This is a genomic window from Klebsiella sp. MBT K-1 (assembly GCF_002556465.1).
In the GTDB taxonomy this organism is placed as follows: domain Bacteria; phylum Pseudomonadota; class Gammaproteobacteria; order Enterobacterales; family Enterobacteriaceae; genus Klebsiella; species Klebsiella grimontii.
The window spans coordinates 217,094-233,923 of sequence record NZ_PDEL01000003.1; the positions used below are offsets into that span (position 1 = coordinate 217,094).

Genomic DNA, 16,830 nt, shown 5'->3' on the forward strand with positions numbered 1-16,830 from the left:
AGTTTAATTTGTTGTTTTTTGGGCATTTACCCGGCGTTACGACCGTCACAATACGCTAACTTTAGTCGCGATTTGATTATTTGGATAAGTCAGGTTGGTGTAATTCCATAGGGATAGTGCGGCTACACTAACAGCTCTTTTTCAAAATGATAGCCCCATTTTTTGGGCGGCGACGCCGTCATTCCCCCCGCAGCCTGCCAGGCTATTCGCAGAGAGTAGTTTTTTATACTGCCTTAATTTTAAAAAACGGCGTAATACACGCCAGCCGACGGCTAAAGAGAATACATTTTAATATTTTTTAAGGCGTTTAGAAATCACTCCCCGCGCTTAATTAAAATAATAAATAATGTTCCGCCGTAAAATAAATAGCTCAGGATGTTATCTAAAAACCAGGAATATAAAGCGTTGACCGAACAACAAAGAACAGTTTTGTGAAACACTCTTGCCGCTTATGCGCAACCAGAAAAGTAATAATGATGATAAAATAAAATATATTCATGGAGTTAGCTTAAATTTCAGCGATAACATTTCCTCTGGCGTACGGCAGCGTCATTGTTCGTTGTAGATTGTTCCATCGGCGCTGAATAATGGCTAAAAAAAAGCCGATGCGCAGGCTTCGGCTTTGGTTATCAGCGGTCTCAATCAGCTCAGCGGCTTCTCGCCGTTTTGATCTTCATCGACGGCAAAACAGGCCACCAGCTGGCCGCCGTAATCCTTCAGCTGCGGCTGAAGCTGGGTGCATGGGCCAAAACGGCGACGACAGCGGGCGTTAAACGCGCAGCCCGGCGGCGGATTCAGGGGGCTCGGCAGCTCGCCGGTCAGCTTGATGCGCTCGCGGCGGTCATCCGGGTTCAGGCGCGGCGTAGCCGACAGCAGCGCCTGAGTGTACGGATGCTGCGGGTTGTTGAAGATTTGATCCTTCGACCCTTTTTCCACACAGCGGCCTAAGTACATCACCATCACCTCATCCGCGATGTGCTCCACGACCGACAGATCGTGGGAGATAAAGACGTAAGAAAGCCCCAGATCCTGCTGCAGATCCATCATCAGGTTCAGCACCTGCGCGCGCACCGAAACGTCCAGCGCGGAGACCGGTTCGTCGGCGATCACCACGTCCGGGTCAAGCATCAGACCGCGGGCGATGGCGATACGCTGACGCTGGCCGCCGGAGAACATATGCGGATAGCGGTCGTAGTGTTCCGTTTTCAGGCCCACTTTGGCCATCATCGCCAGCGCTTTCTCCCGGCGCTGCTCCTTACTTAAGCTGGTGTTGATCTGCAGCGGCTCTTCCAGAATCTGCCCCACCTTTTTACGCGGGTTCAGCGAACCGTAGGGGTTCTGGAACACAATCTGGATTTTCTGCCGGCGCAGCTTCTGCGCCTGCGGATCGTGCTTAAGCAGATCCTGTCCCTGATAATAGAGCTCGCCGCCGGTAGGAATTTCAATCATCGTCAGCAGACGGCCGAGCGTCGATTTACCGCAGCCGGACTCCCCGACAACTGCCAGCGTTTTACCGCGTTCAAGGGTAAACGAGACGCCGTCCAGCGCTTTGACCAGGCGTTCCGGCGCAAATAGCCCCTTCTTCACCGGATAGTATTTCTTCAGATCGGTGGCCAGCAACAGAGGCTGTTGCGTGGTGGCCTCATGCGTACTCATAGCCCTGGCCTCCCGGCATCATCAAGTGGGTAATGACATTTTGACTGACGACCGCCGTTAAGCAGGTTCAGTTCAGGTTCTTCACTGCGGCATTTGTCCGTTGCATACGGGCAGCGCGGGTTGAGCAGGCAGCCGCTCGGACGGTCATATTTACCCGGCACCACGCCCGGCAGCGAGGCGAGGCGAGCTTTATCCTGAGCGAACTCCGGCAGCGCGCGCAGCAGCGCCTGCGTATAGGGGTGGCGCGGGGCGCGGAAGATATCCTTCGCATCGCCGGTTTCCACTACCTGGCCGGCGTACATGACGATGATTTTGTGCGCCGCTTCGGCCACCAGCGCCAGATCGTGGGTAATCAGGATCAGCGCCATATTCTCTTTCTGCTGCAGCTCCAGAAGCAGCTCGATGATCTGCGCCTGAATGGTGACATCCAGCGCCGTCGTGGGTTCATCGGCAATGAGCAGCTTTGGCCGACAGGCAATCGCCATCGCGATCATCACGCGCTGGCTCATGCCGCCGGAAAGCTGGTGCGGATAGACATCGAGACGTGAAGCCGGGTCGGGGATCCCCACCAGCGTCAGCAGGTCAATCGCCCGCTGAATACGCGTTTTCTTATTACCGCCCTGATGGACCTTGATGGCTTCCATAATCTGGTAGCCGACGGTATAGCACGGATTCAGACTGGTCATCGGGTCCTGGAAGATCATCGCCACTTCCGCGCCCACCAGCTGGCGACGCTCTTTTTCGGAAATGCGCTTCAGGTCGCGACCGTTAAACTCCAGCTTTTCCGCCATCACCCGGCCGGGATAGTCAATCAGCCCCATAATCGCCAGCGAACTGACCGATTTGCCCGAGCCGGACTCGCCGACGATACCGACCACTTCGCCCTGGTTTACGCTGTAGCTTACGCGGTCTACGGCGCGGAACGGCGTCCCTTCGTCGCCGAAGTGCACCGAGAGTTTATCTACATTTAATAACGCCATCTCGAACCTCTTACTGCTTCAGTTTGGGATCGAGCGCGTCACGCAGACCGTCACCCATCAGGTTAAATGCCAGCACCGTCAGCAGGATAGCGACACCCGGAAAGGTGACGACCCACCAGGCGCTCTGCGCGAACTGCAACACGTCGGAGAGCATCGTGCCCCACTCCGGTGTCGGCGGCTGCGCACCCATGCCAAGGAAGCCAAGAGCGGCCATATCGAGAATGGCGTTAGAGAAGCCCAGCGACGCCTGAACAATCAGCGGCGCAAGGCAGTTGGGAAGAATGTTGATGAACATCTGACGCATCGCCCCCGCGCCCGCCACCCGAGAAGCGGTCACGTAGTCGCGGTTGACTTCCACCAGCACCGCGGCGCGGGTCAGACGCACGTAGTGCGGCAGGGCGACAAAGGTTAGCGCCAGCGAGGCGTTGACGATGGATGGGCCGAAGATGGCCACCAGCACCAGCGCCAGCAGCAGGCTCGGCAGGGCCAGCATAATATCGACAACGCGCATAATGACCGAGTCAACCACGCCGCCAAAATAGCCAGCAATCAGGCCGAGCACCACGCCGAGGATCAGCGACAGCACCACCACCAGACAGCCAACCAGCAGCGACAGGCGCGCGCCGTACATCAGGCGCGACAGGATATCGCGACCGACGTCATCGGTGCCGAGCAGGTGGGTTACGCTGCCGCCTTCCTGCCAGAACGGCGGGGCCAGCAGCGCATCGCGGAACTGATCCGCCGGGTTATAGGGCGCGATGAAGTTGGCGAAGACGGCGATGATAATCATCACCGCGACGTAGGCCAGCCCCACGACGGCGCCTTTGTTGCGTTTAAAATAGTGCCAGAACTCCTGCAAAGGGGTCATTGGCACCGGTGCGGCGACAACTTTATTTTCAGTAACTTGTGACATGATGGCCCCTTACTTCTTATGCCGGATACGCGGGTTCACCACGCCGTACAACAGGTCGACCAGCAGGTTGACGAGAATAATCATCGTCGCCACCAGCAGCACCCCGCCCTGCACCACCGGATAGTCGCGGCGCTGCAGCGCATCAATCAGCCAGCGGCCAAGGCCCGGCCAGGAGAAGATGGTTTCGGTCAGGATAGCCCCCGCCAGCAGCGTACCGACCTGCAGGCCGATAACCGTGACCACCGGCAGCATCGCGTTGCGTAAAGCATGAACGACGATCACCCGCATCCGCGTCAGGCCTTTCGCGCGCGCGGTACGGATATAATCCTCGCCCAGCACTTCCAGCATCGACGAACGGGTCATACGCACGATCACCGCCAGGGGAATCGTCCCCAGCACCACGGCGGGCAGGATCATATGCATCACCGCATCGATAAAGTCGCCCGGCTCGCCCCAAATCGCGGTATCAATCAGCATAAAGCCGGTGAGCGGCAGGGTATCGTCGAGGAATACGGTATCGCTGATGCGCCCGGAGACCGGCGTCAGGTTGAGCTGCACCGATACCAGCATAATCAGCATCATGCCCCACCAGAAGATAGGCATGGAGTAGCCGGTCAGCGCGAGGCCGACGGAGGTGTGGTCGAAGATAGAGCCGCGTTTGACCGCCGCCAGCACACCCACCGGGATCCCGACGATGATGGCAAAAATCATCGCGCAGACGCCCAGCTCCATGGTGGCCTTAAAGCGCGGCACGAACTCTTCCCAGACGGGAATACGGCTTTTCAGCGAGATGCCCAAATCACCGTGCATCACGCCCCAAATATAGTTGACGTACTGCTGCCACATTGGCTTATCGAGGCCCATTTCGGCCAGCAGCTGCGCGTGACGTTCAGGGGAAATACCACGTTCGCCCGCCATAATCATCACCGGGTCGCCGGGGATCATATGAACGAAGGCGAAAGTGAGAAGGGTAATACCGATAAATGTCGGGATGACAAGTCCCAAACGTCGGAGAATGAACTGCAACATAACCCGGATTCTCTCTGGAGACGGCCCGCCTGGTGACAGGACGTCTGTATTGCTCACAAATGTCAATTCCCTCTCCCCAAGGCGGGGAGAGGGGAAACACGCTGTTATTATTCGATAGAGACGTTATCGAAGTGGTGTTTACCTAATGGATCGACCACGTAGCCTTTGACCTCTTTACGCACCGGCTCATAGACGGTGGAGTGAGCGACGATCAGCGCCGGAGCCTGATCGTGCATCACGACCTGAGCCTGTTTGTACAGCTCAATGCGTTTGTTGTGGTCATCGGTGGCGCGAGCCGGCTGAATCAGATCTTCAAACGGCTTGTAGCACCAGCGGGAGTAGTTAGAACCGTCTTTTGCCGCCGCGCAGCTGAACAGGGTGGCGAAGAAGTTATCCGGATCCCCGTTGTCGCCGGTCCAGCCCATCATGACGGTCTGGTGTTCGCCCGCTTTCGCGCGCTTCAGGTATTCACCCCACTCGTAAGTGACGATCTTGGCCTGGACGCCAACTTTAGCCCAGTCAGCCTGAATCATCTCAGCCATACGGCGCGCGTTCGGGTTATACGGACGCTGTACCGGCATTGCCCACAGGTCGATGGTGAAGCCTTTTTCCAGACCGGCTTCTTTCAGCAGCGCTTTCGCTTTCTCTGGATCGTAAGTGTAATCTTTAATGTCGTCGTTATAGCCCCACATGGTCGGCGGGATCAGGTTCTTCGCGGCCTGGCCTGCGCCCTGGTAAACGGCTTTGATAATCGCTTCTTTGTTTACCGCGTAGGTCAGCGCCTGGCGAACTTTGACATCATCCAGCGGCTTCTTCTCGGTATTGAAAGAGAGGTAGCCCACGTTCAGGCCCGGCTGCTCCAGCAGAGTGATGTTCTTGTCTTGCTTCATGCGCGCGATGTCTGCCGGGTTCGGGTACGGCATAATCTGGCATTCGTTTTTCTGCAGCTTAGCGTAGCGCACGGAAGCATCAGGGGTGATGGAGAAGACCAGGCGATCGATTTTCGGCTTGGCGCCCCAGTAGCCCGGGAAGGCTTTATAGAGAATACGGGAGTCTTTCTGGTACTGCAGCAGCTGGAACGGGCCGGTACCGATTGGGTTGAGGTCCACTTTCTCCGGCGTACCGGCTTTCAGCATGTTGTCGGCATACTCTTTTGACAGAATAGAGGCGAAGTCCATGGCGAGATCGGCAAGGAACGGCGATTCCGGACGGGTCAGCACGAACTGGACGGTATTATCGTCCACTTTCTTCACTTCGCTAATCAGGTCAGGTAACCCCATGCCTTCAAAGTATTCATAGCTGCCGCCAGACACTTTATGGTACGGGTTGTTGGTATTTTTTTGTCTGTCGAAAGAGAAGACAACGTCATCGGCGTTCAGCGTGCGAGTCGGTTTAAAATCTTTATTATCCTGCCACTTCACGTCTTTACGCAGATGGAAGGTATAGGTTTTCCCGTCTTCGCTAACTTCCCATTTCTCAGCCAGGCCCGGAATCACTTCCGTGGTGCCGGTTTTGAATTCTACCAGGCGGTTATAAATCGGCACTGAGCTGGCGTCATAGGTGGTACCAGAGGTGAAGAGCTGCGGGTTAAAGCCTTCCGGCGAACCTTCTGAACAATAAACCAGGGTCTTCGCTTGTACGCTTGCTGCAACGGTCATGGCAACCAGGCTCAGACCAAGCTTCAGCATCCCTGATTTTTTCAAGGAAATACTCATTATTCTGCTCCAAATGTGATGTTGTTTGCATATATCCGCCAGACCTTTATTTATGTTTTACCCGGTCCGGTCGGTGGTGCCCGAAGGCATTGAGAGAGATGGGGATTCCTTTCGCAAAAACGACTGAGTTGCAGTACGGATTCTCCATGAAATGCCCCTCATGCCCTACAATCTGTCAACAGAATGGGGAAACGTCAATACAGCCAACCTGGTTTTACATCCGGGGTGAGAATCGGCAGGCAAAGATTAAAAAAAGTGCAAAGCGCTATTTCCAGCAGAGAAATTTATGCTAGCGGCCAGTACGCAGAATAAACGCCTTAATATTTTCCGGCAGCCAGTGATAAGCAATTATGCCAAATGGTAAAAATTTCTTGCGATGTGACCAATATGTGAGCGATAAATAGCGTGAACGTTAAAACGCACAGCGGAAAATGCTGAAGTTATCCATAAGCTTCGCGAAAAAAGATCGGAGTATATATAAAAAAATACAATGGAAGATGTCACAAAACAGGGAATTGGCGGCAGGAAAGGGTAATGGGCGAGTTTTCTGACACTCTTAGGTAGAGCGCATTTTCCCGGAGGCGGTGCTGGGCACCTCTCCGCGCGACCGGCCCGCAGACAGCGGTGAACCCGTAGCCCGGGCAAGGCGCGTCAGGCGCCGCCCCCGGGGAGCAGAGCGCAGAGCAGCTGAATTTCCCGGAGGCGGTGCTGGGCACCTCTCCGCGCGACCGGCCCACAGACAGCGGTGAACCCGTAGCCCGGGCAAGGTGCGTCAGGCGCCGCCCCCGGGAGCAGAGCGCAGAGCAGTTGAATTTCCCGGAGGCGGTGCTGGGCACCTGTACCGGCGACAGACGCAAAAAAGCCTGCTCGTTGAGCAGGCTTTTCGAATTTGGTCGGTGATAGAGGATTCGAACCTCCGACCCCTTCGTCCCGAACGAAGTGCGCTACCAGGCTGCGCCAATCACCGAATGCGGGCGCATCTTACTGCTGCGATACACACCCGTCAATGCCTTATTATGAAAAAGTCGCTCAAGCGGCGAGAAACTCGCCACTCTGCTACTCCTTCTTCGCCGCAGCGTCAGGAACGTGGCACCAGTTGTTATATTGGTTAATCCCGCCGTCCGGCGAGGTATAGCCAAGACAGCCCATAATGGTGTCATACAGCTCGACGTGACGACGCGGTACCTTCATTGCCGCCTGCTGTTTCAGGCGCGCAAAGGAGGCTGCGTGGTCAGGCGACTCCAGATACTTATCCGACATCCACACCAGCATCGGCACGCGGAACTGCTCCGGCGGCGCCATCTTGCGCGGCGTCCCGTGCAGGTGTTCGCGCTCGTTGATGGACTCGCCGTGGTCGGCTGCATAGAAAACAATCGCCTTCTTATCCCGCAGCTGATCCAGCACGCTGACGATAAAGTGATCGACGTAGGTCACGCTGTTGTCGTACGAGTTAATCAGCTCAGCCTTCGAGCATTTATTATCGACGCCAACGCACTCCGGCTTCCATTGGGCAAAGCTGCGCGGATAGCGCTGGGTATAGTTAAAGTGCGACCCTTTGGTATGCAGAATAATCAGGTGCTTACCACTGGGATTCTTCGCCAGCCCGCGCTTCATTTCATCTACCAGCAGCATGTCGTCAACGCTCTTGCCGCGGTTACTCGGCTCAGCGCCAATCTGTTCGCGATAGGCGATGTTGTTCGCCATCGTGTTGCTGTAGAACCACATCTCGCTCTGCATGGCGTACAGGTTGCCGCTAAAGCCAAGCTGGTGGAGGACGGCAAAGACGTTCTGTTCTTTCAGCGTCCGCTGCGGGTTATCATCCGCCCCGCCCTGACGAACGAACATACAGCGCAGCGACAGCTTAGTGGCGGTATCGCAGGAGTATCCGCGGAAAGCGACCAGGTTTTTCTCCTGCGCCAGCTTAGGCGTGGTATTGCGGTTATAGCCCAGGATGCCCATATGGTCCCAGCGGGTGGTTTCGCCGATGATAAACACCACGTAAGTATCATCCAGGCCTTGCGGCGCAACGTAGGTGAATTTTTTCGCCGGATTGATCAGGGATTTATTATCGGAAGACTCATCCACCTGCGCCCACGCGTAAAGCCCCAGCGCTGAGAGCCAGTTAGACGGCAGGTAGGAGTTAGCCACCACCCCACCATAGCTTGGCAGATCGACTTCGGAACTGCGCTCGAAGTTCTTCTGGCGAACCTCCAGCAGACGAATTGGCCCCCAAACCATCAGGCCAGCCAGCAGCACGATAGTAATATTCTTCATCCGCTGGCCGGGCGTACGAATTTGACGCAGCAGCGTGAAGCGGCAGCGGTTGCTCCAGATAAGCACCAGCGGCAGCGCGCTCATCAACACCAGCCAGAGAATCAGGTGCCAGCCGATAACTTCTCTGGACAAGTCGATGTCAGTGGTCATCACCGAGGCAATAATCCCGTAGCCGATCACCACGTTCAGGAAGGTCATGTAATAGCTGGCGGCGGCGGAGAATAGTACGACGATGGTCGCGAGGATGCGCCAGACCCGGCGGCCAAACAGCGACAAAATACGCAGCAGAAAGAAGGTGACCAGAAAGGTCCCAATCAGCTCAACTGCACCTGAGAGTCCTTTCCAGATGGTAAACTCCTGAGCGTACCCTTCAAAGCGGCGGAAGAATACGGCAGCGTTCATAAACCAGCCGATGTACAGCGCCAGCCAGATACTGAGCTTCAGCTGCGTCATCGTTTTAATGTATTTCATGCAAAAAACCTGGAAAACGAAGAGATAAAACCGCCCGACTTAAGCGATATAAGTAAGCAGGTTAATAAAGTGCGTTTAGCTTGGTTATAAGAAACCTCTACAAAGCGCGATAAGTAGACCACAGCGGAAGGAAAAAGTATCAGGAGGGAATGTGATCCAACCAAACATTTACAAAACATTTGGTTGGATTGGCACTATTAGCTTAGGTAATTAATCATCGGGGCCGTGATAACGCCCGCTTTCAGGCATGAGCCTGGTGGTAAATTTCGCTTTTCGGCTGGCGAATCGTCGTCGACAACGCCAGGGAAAGAATCAGCAGCGCAAAGATGACGCAGAAGGTCACGTAGAAACCGCCGAACAGGGAAGCAATCAGCGAACCGCAGATGCTGCCGATACCGAAACCGAGATAAATCACGCCGTAGTTTTTCGCCAGGTTATTGAGGCCAAAGAACTCGCTGACCAGCGATGGGAAGACGGTAATCGTGCCGCCGAAGTTAAAGGCCACGCAGGCGATGGCGGCGAAGAAAGTCGTGGCGTTCAGCGGAGCGAACAGCAGCGCCGCCATACCGATAAGCGAAACGACCTGTCCGATGGTAATCACCCGGATGCGCGACATTTTATCCGACAGAATGCCCAGAACCAGACGGCCGCTCAGGTTAGCGATAGAAATCACCGTCACCGCGTTGGCTGCCGTCGCCACATCGAGATGCACCATCCCCTGGGCAATATCTTTCGCCACGCCAATCACGTACAGGCCGCTCATGCAGGCGGTCAGGAACATCACCGCCAGCATCCAGTACTGAGGTTTACGCATCGATTCGGCGAGGGTGAAGTCGTTTTCGACCACGCCATTGGACGCGGAGGCGGTGTGGTTCGGCGCGTCTGTCATCAGCGTCGCGCCAAAAACGATCATCACCAGCACGATTGCGCCCCAGATAATAAAAGTTTTTTCCAGACCGACCGTCGCCAGCAGATGGGAATCAATAAACTTGAAACCCAGGCTGCCGAGCCCGTAAGCACCGATAGAGAAAGCAGAAATCAACCCCTTACGTTCCGGGAACCATTTGACGCAGTTCGACAGCGTCAGCAGATAGCCGGCGCCGTCGGCCAGCCCGACCAGAAGGCCCGCGCTCAGCCACAGCATCATCAGGCTGTTTGAATGCGCGGTCAGGAAGAATCCGAGGCCCAGCAGAACGCCGGACGCCATGGTGACGCGTTTGACGCCGAAACGTTCCTGTAATTTGCCCGCCACGGATGAGGAGAGCGCCAGGCCGAGGCTTAACAGGCCGAATGAGAACGCCACCTGGCTGACCGGTTCGTCCAGCTTGGCGGAAAGCGAACTATTGAACAAACTCCATGTATAAACCGATCCCAGCGCAAATTGCGTAATGATAGTGCCAAGCAGCGTAAGCCAGCGGGTGTATTGACGGTTTGCAGCGTTCATAGCAGTTGTCCTGAATAATTAACTGCCGCCACCATAACGAAGTCCCCTTTAAGGCTGGGGAAAAAAGGCATGAACTGCCGTCACCGCGGAATGAAATGCACTAAAGGCGGAATGAATGACAGTGAAAAATATTCACGCCTTAAATATTCATTGAAAAGTGAGTACCTGCTACCGCCGGAAGATGCGTCATTACTGTAATGATGAAGTAAATTAAACGTATCAAATATGCTACATATTCAGCCTAAATAATTCGAGTTGCTTCAAGCGCAGCCAATGCATCTGCCGCTTGAAGCATGACGAATAAATTAAAAATTGGCGCTCACGCCCATTAAGTAGAGATAATTTGCCCCAGTGGGCAGATTGTCCGCCTGCGACAGCGCCGCCCAGGCGGCAAGATGAGAGTTGAGCGACATATCGGCGCCAAAAGTCACGTCCCGCCAGGCACCGTCCTGCGCGCGATTCTGCCCGCCGGCATCAGCCGTAAATCCCTGGTTATAGCTCACCTGGGCCCACGGATGTACACCCCATAGCTTCTGATAATCTACCCGCCAGCCCAGCGTATTCACGTAGCCGGTTCCGGCCGCATTACGGGTAAACGGGGGGGACGTCAGGTCGGAATGTAAACTGGCTACCGGGCCGGAGGTCACGCCGTCGACCAAGGAGAAATTCCAGCCCACGCTCATGCCGCGAGCGCTGTCCGGCGGCGATACCGCCTGGTTAAACGCCAGCCCGGAAGGATCGTCGGACGCATTTATCCGCTCCGCGAGAATATCTTCATAGCGCGGTTGGTGATCGCTGTCCCATGTATAGCGTTCCGCAGTATTACTTTTTGTATCGATAGCGATATATTCCTGTTGCCAGGCATTCGCACCGGCAACACACGACGCCCAGACGGATACGTACGCCGGGACCAGGAATACCCGGAGGCCATTGCATTTCTTTATTATCATTAATGCGACTCCAAAAAGAGCCGAAACGGCAAGGTTGCTGTGTTTTTTTATGGGGTGCCCTATCCCTGTTTTGGGGATAATAACCCTGTATTAACTATTATCTTTATCTTTCAGCCGTCAAGTTGCCCGGCTGATTTTTATGACAAAAGGGAGAGGCAGATGCAACGTTGCGGATGGGTCAGTCAGGATCCTTTATACATTGAGTACCACGATAACGAGTGGGGCGTCGCTGAAAAGAATCCCCGCAAGCTGTTTGAGATGATTTGTCTTGAGGGCCAGCAGGCCGGACTGTCGTGGATCACCGTACTGAAAAAGCGTGAAAACTACCGCAGCGCCTTTCACCAGTTTGACCCGGTTCGCGTCGCGGCAATGGACGAAGAAGATGTTGAACGTCTGGTTCTCGATGCCGGTATTATTCGCCATCGCGGGAAAATTCAGGCCATCATCGGCAACGCCCGGGCCTTTCTGGCGATGGAGGAAAATGGCGAGCCTTTCGCAGATTTCGTCTGGTCATTCGTCGATAATCATCCCCAGGTGACGACCGCCGCCGCGCTGGCGGAGATCCCGACAACCACTCCGGCTTCTGACGCGCTGTCAAAAGCGCTGAAAAAACGGGGGTTTAAGTTTGTCGGTTCAACGATCTGCTACTCCTTTATGCAGGCCTGCGGTCTGGTCAACGACCACGTCACCGGCTGTTTCTGTCGCTCAGGAGGCCAGGATGATCCGCAACTGGGACGCTAACGAAACCGGCCCGCTGCTTGAACTGTGGCTGGAGAGTACGATCCACGCCCACCCGTTTATCGCCGAAAGCTACTGGCATGACAGTCTGGCGATAGTGCGCGACGTTTACCTGCCCTCCGCCCAAACCTGGGTATGGGAGCAGGACGGCGTGCTGAAGGGCTTTATCAGCGTGATGGAGTCTCGCTTCATCGGCGCGCTGTTCGTCGCGCCGGATGCCGCCAGGCAGGGTATCGGCAGCGCGCTGATTGGCGAAGTCAAAAAACACTACGGTTGGCTAACCCTTGAGGTGTACCAGAAAAACGTTCAGGCGGTGAATTTCTACCATGCGCAAGGCTTCCGCATTGAAGACTGCGCATGGCAGGATGAAACCCAGCATCCGACCTGGATTATGCATTGGTCGGCGGATCAAATGCCGTCAGCGTAAGCTCGGGACCGGTATATTTTTCCAGCCAGGCCAGCGCCGTATTTCCGGCGCAGCCGTTGCCCAGCCGCGATGTCGGAATATCGTTGGTCAGCACGTTCACCGCACCGTTTTTGCAGATCCCCGCCTGAGGGTCAAGGTCGGGCCATGCTCCTTCATGCAGGCAGATAACCCCAGGGCGGATACCGTCGGTCACTACCGCGCCAGCCAGCACCTGACCGCGTGAATTCCATACCCGTACCAGATCGCCATCGGCGATATTGCGCGCCTGCGCATCGCGCGGATGAAGGGTTAACGGTTCACGGCCCGCCACCGCGTAGCGCTCGCGCAGCGACGTATGGTTGAGCTGGCTGTGAAGGCGGTGCGCCGGATGCGCTGACAGCACCTGAAGCTGACCTTCCTGCGCATTGCCATGCCACTCGTCCGGCTCCAGCCACATCGGATGCGGCGGGCAATCCGGATAGGCATACCCGGCGATGGTCGGCGAGTGAATCTCAATTTTACCGCTGGCGGTTTTCAACGGGTTCGCCTGCGGATCGGCCCTGAAGGCGGCAAAGCGGGCAAAGCGTGCGTTTGCGGGCTCCTCCGGCATTTCTATCAGCTGATTATCCTGCCAGAACTGGGCGAACGGCGGCAGCGTAACCTGCTGCTGCGCCCCACGCTGGGCGGCAATCTGGTAAAACGTCTCCAGCCACTGCAGATCGTTTTTACCCTCGGTGAAGCGCTCCCGCCCGCCCGCTTCCCAGCGCTCGCTGAGGTCGGCAAAAACGGCGAAATCATCGCGCGCTTCATCGCGCGGCGCGATCACCTGCTTCATCGGCACCAGGTGCTGGTTGCTGTAATCCCCGGTCATGGTCATATCGTTGCGTTCAAACGAGGTCGTCGCGGGCAGGACGATATCGGCATGGCGCGCCGCCGCGGTCCAGAAGCATTCTGAAATCACAATAAGCTCCGGTTTTTGCCAGGCGCGGATCAGCCGGTTGGTATCCTGATGGTGGGTAAAGTTGGCGCCGCCCGCCCACCAGATAAAGCGAATATCCGGGAAGCTACGCTCCATCCCGTTATGTTGATAAGCGGCGCCGGGGTTCTCCAGCGCTTCAACGATGCGCGCGACCGGAATTTTCTCTACCGCGTCGGTACCGCCCGCCACGCTACCCTGCATTGAGCCCAGCACCGCCGCACGCCGCGTAGGGTTGCCGCCGTTGGCAAAGTGATAGGAAAGGCCAAACCCCCCGCCTTCGGTGCCGATCTGGCCGAGCATGGCCGCAAGGGTCACCAGCATCCAGTGTTTTTGTTCGCCAAACTGCTGGCGCTGCATGCCCCAGCCGGACATCAGCATGGTGGTGTTTTCGTGGAAAAGTTTTGCCAGTTCGCGAATTTTATCCGCGCTGACGCCGCAGATCGCCGCCGCCCATTCCGCCGTTTTTGCCGTTCCGTCGTTCTCGCCGGTCAGATAGCGGGCGAAAACGTCATAGCCGCTGGTGCAGCGGGCCAAAAATGGGCCATCCTGCCAGCCGTTTTCGACCAGCGTATGGGCGATACCGAGCATCAGGGCGACGTCAGTGCCCATATGCGGGGCGATCCACTCCGCCGCGTCGCCAAAGAATTCCGCCGTTTCCGATCGCATCGGATCGATGCAGATCACCCGTTTCCCGCTCTGGCGCAGACGGTCGAACCACGGAATACCCTGTTCGTCGGAAGCGTTCCAGGCGATTTTTAACGTATTTAAGGGGTTAGCGCTCCACAGCACCACCACATCGCTATGTTCCAACACCATTGGCCAGCTGGTCTGCTGCTGATAAACCTCATTACCGCCAACCACGTACGGCATGATCGCCTGGGCCGCGCCGGTGGAATAATCGCCCAGATGTCCGGTATAGCCGCCCGCCAGACTCATATAGCGCTGGAGCAGGGTCGCCGCTTTGTGCAGCACGCCGTTTGAGCGCCAGCCGTAGGAGCCCGCAAAAATCGACGCCGGGCCGTAGCTTTCGCGAATTCGGCGGTGCTGGGCGTGAATCAGATCCAGCGCCCGATCCCAGCTTACCCGCACAAACTCATCCTGCCCGCGCACGCCCTGCGGGCTTTCAGGCGAGGCGAGAAACCCCTTACGCACCATCGGGTACCGTACGCGGGTTTTGCTATGCACCTGATCGCGCACGGCGCTTTGCAGCGAGTTGGCGAAAGGGGTATCAAGCGCCCCCCGCGATGAGATGACGTTCTCGCCATCGGTTTCGACCAGCATGGGCCCCCAGTGGGCTGCGGTGAGGATAGTTTTGGTGGCGGATGAGGTTGGCAATGCGGGCTCCTGGTCAGCGATAGCAGGTGTGGTGACGGCACGTTATTCAGCCGTTCAATGTTATTTACAAATTGAGATGCTCTCTGCGGAATTTTCTCCGGTTTCGCGCGTCATAATCAACCGTCACGGTCGCTGTGGCAAAGAATAAAAAGGATTAAGGAAATAAGATGAAAAAACGCGTACTCATGATTGCGGCTGTCGTTAGCGGCGCACTGGCTATTTCTGGCTGTACCACCAACCCCTACACCGGGGAGCGCGAAGCGGGTAAATCCGGGATCGGCGCGGGCATTGGGTCGTTAGTCGGCGCAGGCGTAGGGGTGCTCTCTTCTTCCAAACATGACCGCGGCAAAGGCGCGCTGATCGGCGCGGCGGCCGGCGCGGCGCTGGGCGGCGGCATTGGTTACTATATGGACGTGCAGGAAGCGAAGCTGCGCGAGAAAATGCAGGGAACCGGCGTCAGCGTGACGCGAAACGGCGACAATATCGTGCTGAACATGCCAAACAATGTGACCTTCGATAGCAGCAGCGCCAACCTGAAACCGGCGGGCGCCAATACCCTGACCGGGGTAGCGATGGTGCTAAAAGAGTATGAGAAAACCGCCGTTAACGTGGTTGGCTACACCGACAGCACCGGCAGCCAGGATCTGAATATGCGTCTTTCTCAGCAGCGCGCGGAGAGCGTCGCCAGCGCGCTTATCACCCAGGGCGTAGCGGCTAACCGCATCCGCACTACCGGCATGGGTCCGGCGAATCCGATCGCCAGCAACAGCACCGCGGAAGGTAAAGCGCAGAACCGCCGCGTCGAAATTACCCTCAGCCCGCTGCAGTAATGCCCGCTTTGCCCGGTGAGTCGCCGGGCAAAATGCTTGATATAGCGAATTTTCGCGCTAAGGTGTGTGCAGATTTCAGCAAAGGAAGCCACCATGGCGAAAGCGGCGCGAGCAACCATTAGCGATGTGGCGAAAGCCGCACAGACCGGCAAAACCAGCATTTCACGCTATCTGAACGGCGAAAAGCATCTGCTTTCCGACGATCTGTTGGGGCGGATTGAAAAAGCCATTGCCGAGCTCGACTATCGTCCCAGCCTGATGGCCCGCGGCCTGAAGCATGGCCGCACCCGGCTGATTGGCCTGATCATCGCCGATATCACCAACCCCTACTCGGTCAACGTGCTCAGCGGCATTGAAGCCGCCTGTCGCGAAAAGGGTTTCACCCTGCTGGTATGTAATACCAACAACGAGCTGGACCAGGAGCTGCACTACCTCGATCTGCTGCGCAGCTACCAGGTGGAAGGGATCGTGGTCAACGCCGTCGGGATGCGCGAGGACGGCCTGAACCGCCTGCAGCAGTCGGCGCTGCCGATGGTGCTTATCGACCGCAAGATTCCGGAATTCGCCTGCGATGTCGTCGGCCTCGATAATACTCAGGCCGCCACTACCGCCACCGAACACCTGGTGGAAAAAGGTTTCGAAGCCCTGCTGTTCCTCAGCGAACCCCTTGGCTCGGTCAATACCCGCCGCGAGCGTCTGAGCGCCTTTCGCCAGACACTACAGCGCCACAGCGGTATCATCGCGGAAAACGCCGAAGTACCGTTGAATGATGGCGCGATGCTCGATAACGTCCTGCGCCATTTCCACTCCCACCATCGCGGCATGCGCAAGGCGGTGATTTCCGCCAACGGCGCGCTGACGCTGCAGGTGGCGCGCTCGCTTAAACGCGTTGGCCTGATTTGGGGCAGCGATATCGGCCTGCTGGGCTTCGATGAACTGGAGTGGGCCGAACTGGCGGGCGTGGGGATCACCACCCTTAAACAGCCGACCTGGCAGATTGGCTTCGCCGCCGTCGAACAGGTAGTGCGCCGGATTGAAGGCAGCAACGACCCGGTCCGCGAACGGGTGTTTTCCGGCGAGCTGATCGTCAGAGGCTCCACCTCCCGCTAA

Annotated in this window: 13 protein-coding genes and 1 tRNA gene; 4 read left to right on the plus strand and 10 right to left on the minus strand. The window is 56.6% G+C overall.

What is annotated here, in order from left to right; genetic code table 11:
- Positions 1–642 precede the first annotated feature (642 nt).
- The 9 genes from dppF to CMQ96_RS05705 form a co-directional block, all read right to left on the minus strand.
- Complete coding sequence (gene dppF / locus CMQ96_RS05655; RefSeq protein ID WP_024359761.1) at positions 643–1,656, minus strand: dipeptide ABC transporter ATP-binding subunit DppF; 1,014 nt, start codon at positions 1,654–1,656, stop codon at positions 643–645.
- Positions 1,653–2,636, minus strand: coding sequence for a dipeptide ABC transporter ATP-binding protein (gene dppD, locus CMQ96_RS05660; protein WP_004126385.1), 984 nt, complete (start codon positions 2,634–2,636; stop codon positions 1,653–1,655). The genes dppF and dppD overlap by 4 nt, the downstream gene beginning before the upstream one ends.
- Before the next feature lie 10 nt (positions 2,637–2,646).
- Complete coding sequence (gene dppC / locus CMQ96_RS05665; RefSeq protein WP_004126388.1) at positions 2,647–3,549, minus strand: dipeptide ABC transporter permease DppC; 903 nt, start codon at positions 3,547–3,549, stop codon at positions 2,647–2,649.
- A 9-nt stretch (positions 3,550–3,558) separates the two neighbouring features.
- Positions 3,559–4,578: a dipeptide ABC transporter permease DppB gene (gene dppB / locus CMQ96_RS05670; RefSeq protein ID WP_004126390.1), complete on the minus strand. Its 1,020-nt coding sequence runs from the start codon at positions 4,576–4,578 to the stop codon at positions 3,559–3,561.
- Between the two features lie 107 nt (positions 4,579–4,685).
- A complete protein-coding gene (gene dppA, locus CMQ96_RS05675; protein WP_024359760.1) occupies positions 4,686–6,293 on the minus strand; it encodes a dipeptide ABC transporter periplasmic-binding protein DppA in 1,608 nt (535 codons plus the stop codon).
- Positions 6,294–7,183: 890 nt separating this feature from the next.
- Positions 7,184–7,260: transfer RNA gene (locus tag CMQ96_RS05685), tRNA-Pro, on the minus strand.
- Positions 7,261–7,349: 89 nt separating this feature from the next.
- Positions 7,350–9,038 carry a kdo(2)-lipid A phosphoethanolamine 7''-transferase gene (gene eptB, locus CMQ96_RS05690; protein ID WP_004137822.1) on the minus strand — a complete coding sequence of 563 codons (1,689 nt, stop codon included), beginning with the start codon at positions 9,036–9,038 and terminating at the stop codon, positions 7,350–7,352.
- 241 nt (positions 9,039–9,279) lie between these two features.
- Positions 9,280–10,482 carry an MFS transporter gene (locus tag CMQ96_RS05695; protein WP_004137821.1) on the minus strand — a complete coding sequence of 401 codons (1,203 nt, stop codon included), beginning with the start codon at positions 10,480–10,482 and terminating at the stop codon, positions 9,280–9,282.
- A 305-nt stretch (positions 10,483–10,787) separates the two neighbouring features.
- Positions 10,788–11,432: a hypothetical protein gene (locus tag CMQ96_RS05705; RefSeq protein ID WP_049089310.1), complete on the minus strand. Its 645-nt coding sequence runs from the start codon at positions 11,430–11,432 to the stop codon at positions 10,788–10,790.
- Between the two features lie 159 nt (positions 11,433–11,591).
- Here CMQ96_RS05705 and tag point away from each other — a divergent pair, with 159 nt between their 5' ends.
- Both tag and CMQ96_RS05715 read left to right on the plus strand, forming a co-directional pair.
- Positions 11,592–12,173 (plus strand): DNA-3-methyladenine glycosylase I, encoded by a 582-nt coding sequence (gene tag, locus CMQ96_RS05710; protein WP_004137820.1) that lies wholly within the window; start codon positions 11,592–11,594, stop codon positions 12,171–12,173.
- A complete protein-coding gene (locus CMQ96_RS05715; RefSeq protein WP_004137819.1) occupies positions 12,151–12,597 on the plus strand; it encodes an N-acetyltransferase in 447 nt (148 codons plus the stop codon). Before tag ends, CMQ96_RS05715 begins: the two co-directional genes overlap by 23 nt.
- On the opposite strand, the gene CMQ96_RS05720 is transcribed toward CMQ96_RS05715, so the two are convergent.
- The gene (locus CMQ96_RS05720) at positions 12,560–14,890 is read right to left on the minus strand and encodes a molybdopterin guanine dinucleotide-containing S/N-oxide reductase (RefSeq protein WP_098066202.1); all 2,331 of its coding nucleotides are present in this window, start codon (positions 14,888–14,890) and stop codon (positions 12,560–12,562) included. The two genes, CMQ96_RS05715 and CMQ96_RS05720, sit on opposite strands and share 38 nt — an antisense overlap.
- Before the next feature lie 167 nt (positions 14,891–15,057).
- Here CMQ96_RS05720 and CMQ96_RS05725 point away from each other — a divergent pair, with 167 nt between their 5' ends.
- Together CMQ96_RS05725 and CMQ96_RS05730 are read left to right on the plus strand one after the other, a co-directional pair.
- Positions 15,058–15,720 carry an OmpA family lipoprotein gene (locus CMQ96_RS05725; RefSeq protein ID WP_004126414.1) on the plus strand — a complete coding sequence of 221 codons (663 nt, stop codon included), beginning with the start codon at positions 15,058–15,060 and terminating at the stop codon, positions 15,718–15,720.
- A 93-nt stretch (positions 15,721–15,813) separates the two neighbouring features.
- Positions 15,814–16,830, plus strand: a complete 1,017-nt coding sequence (locus CMQ96_RS05730; protein WP_004137817.1) for a LacI family DNA-binding transcriptional regulator — start codon at positions 15,814–15,816, stop codon at positions 16,828–16,830.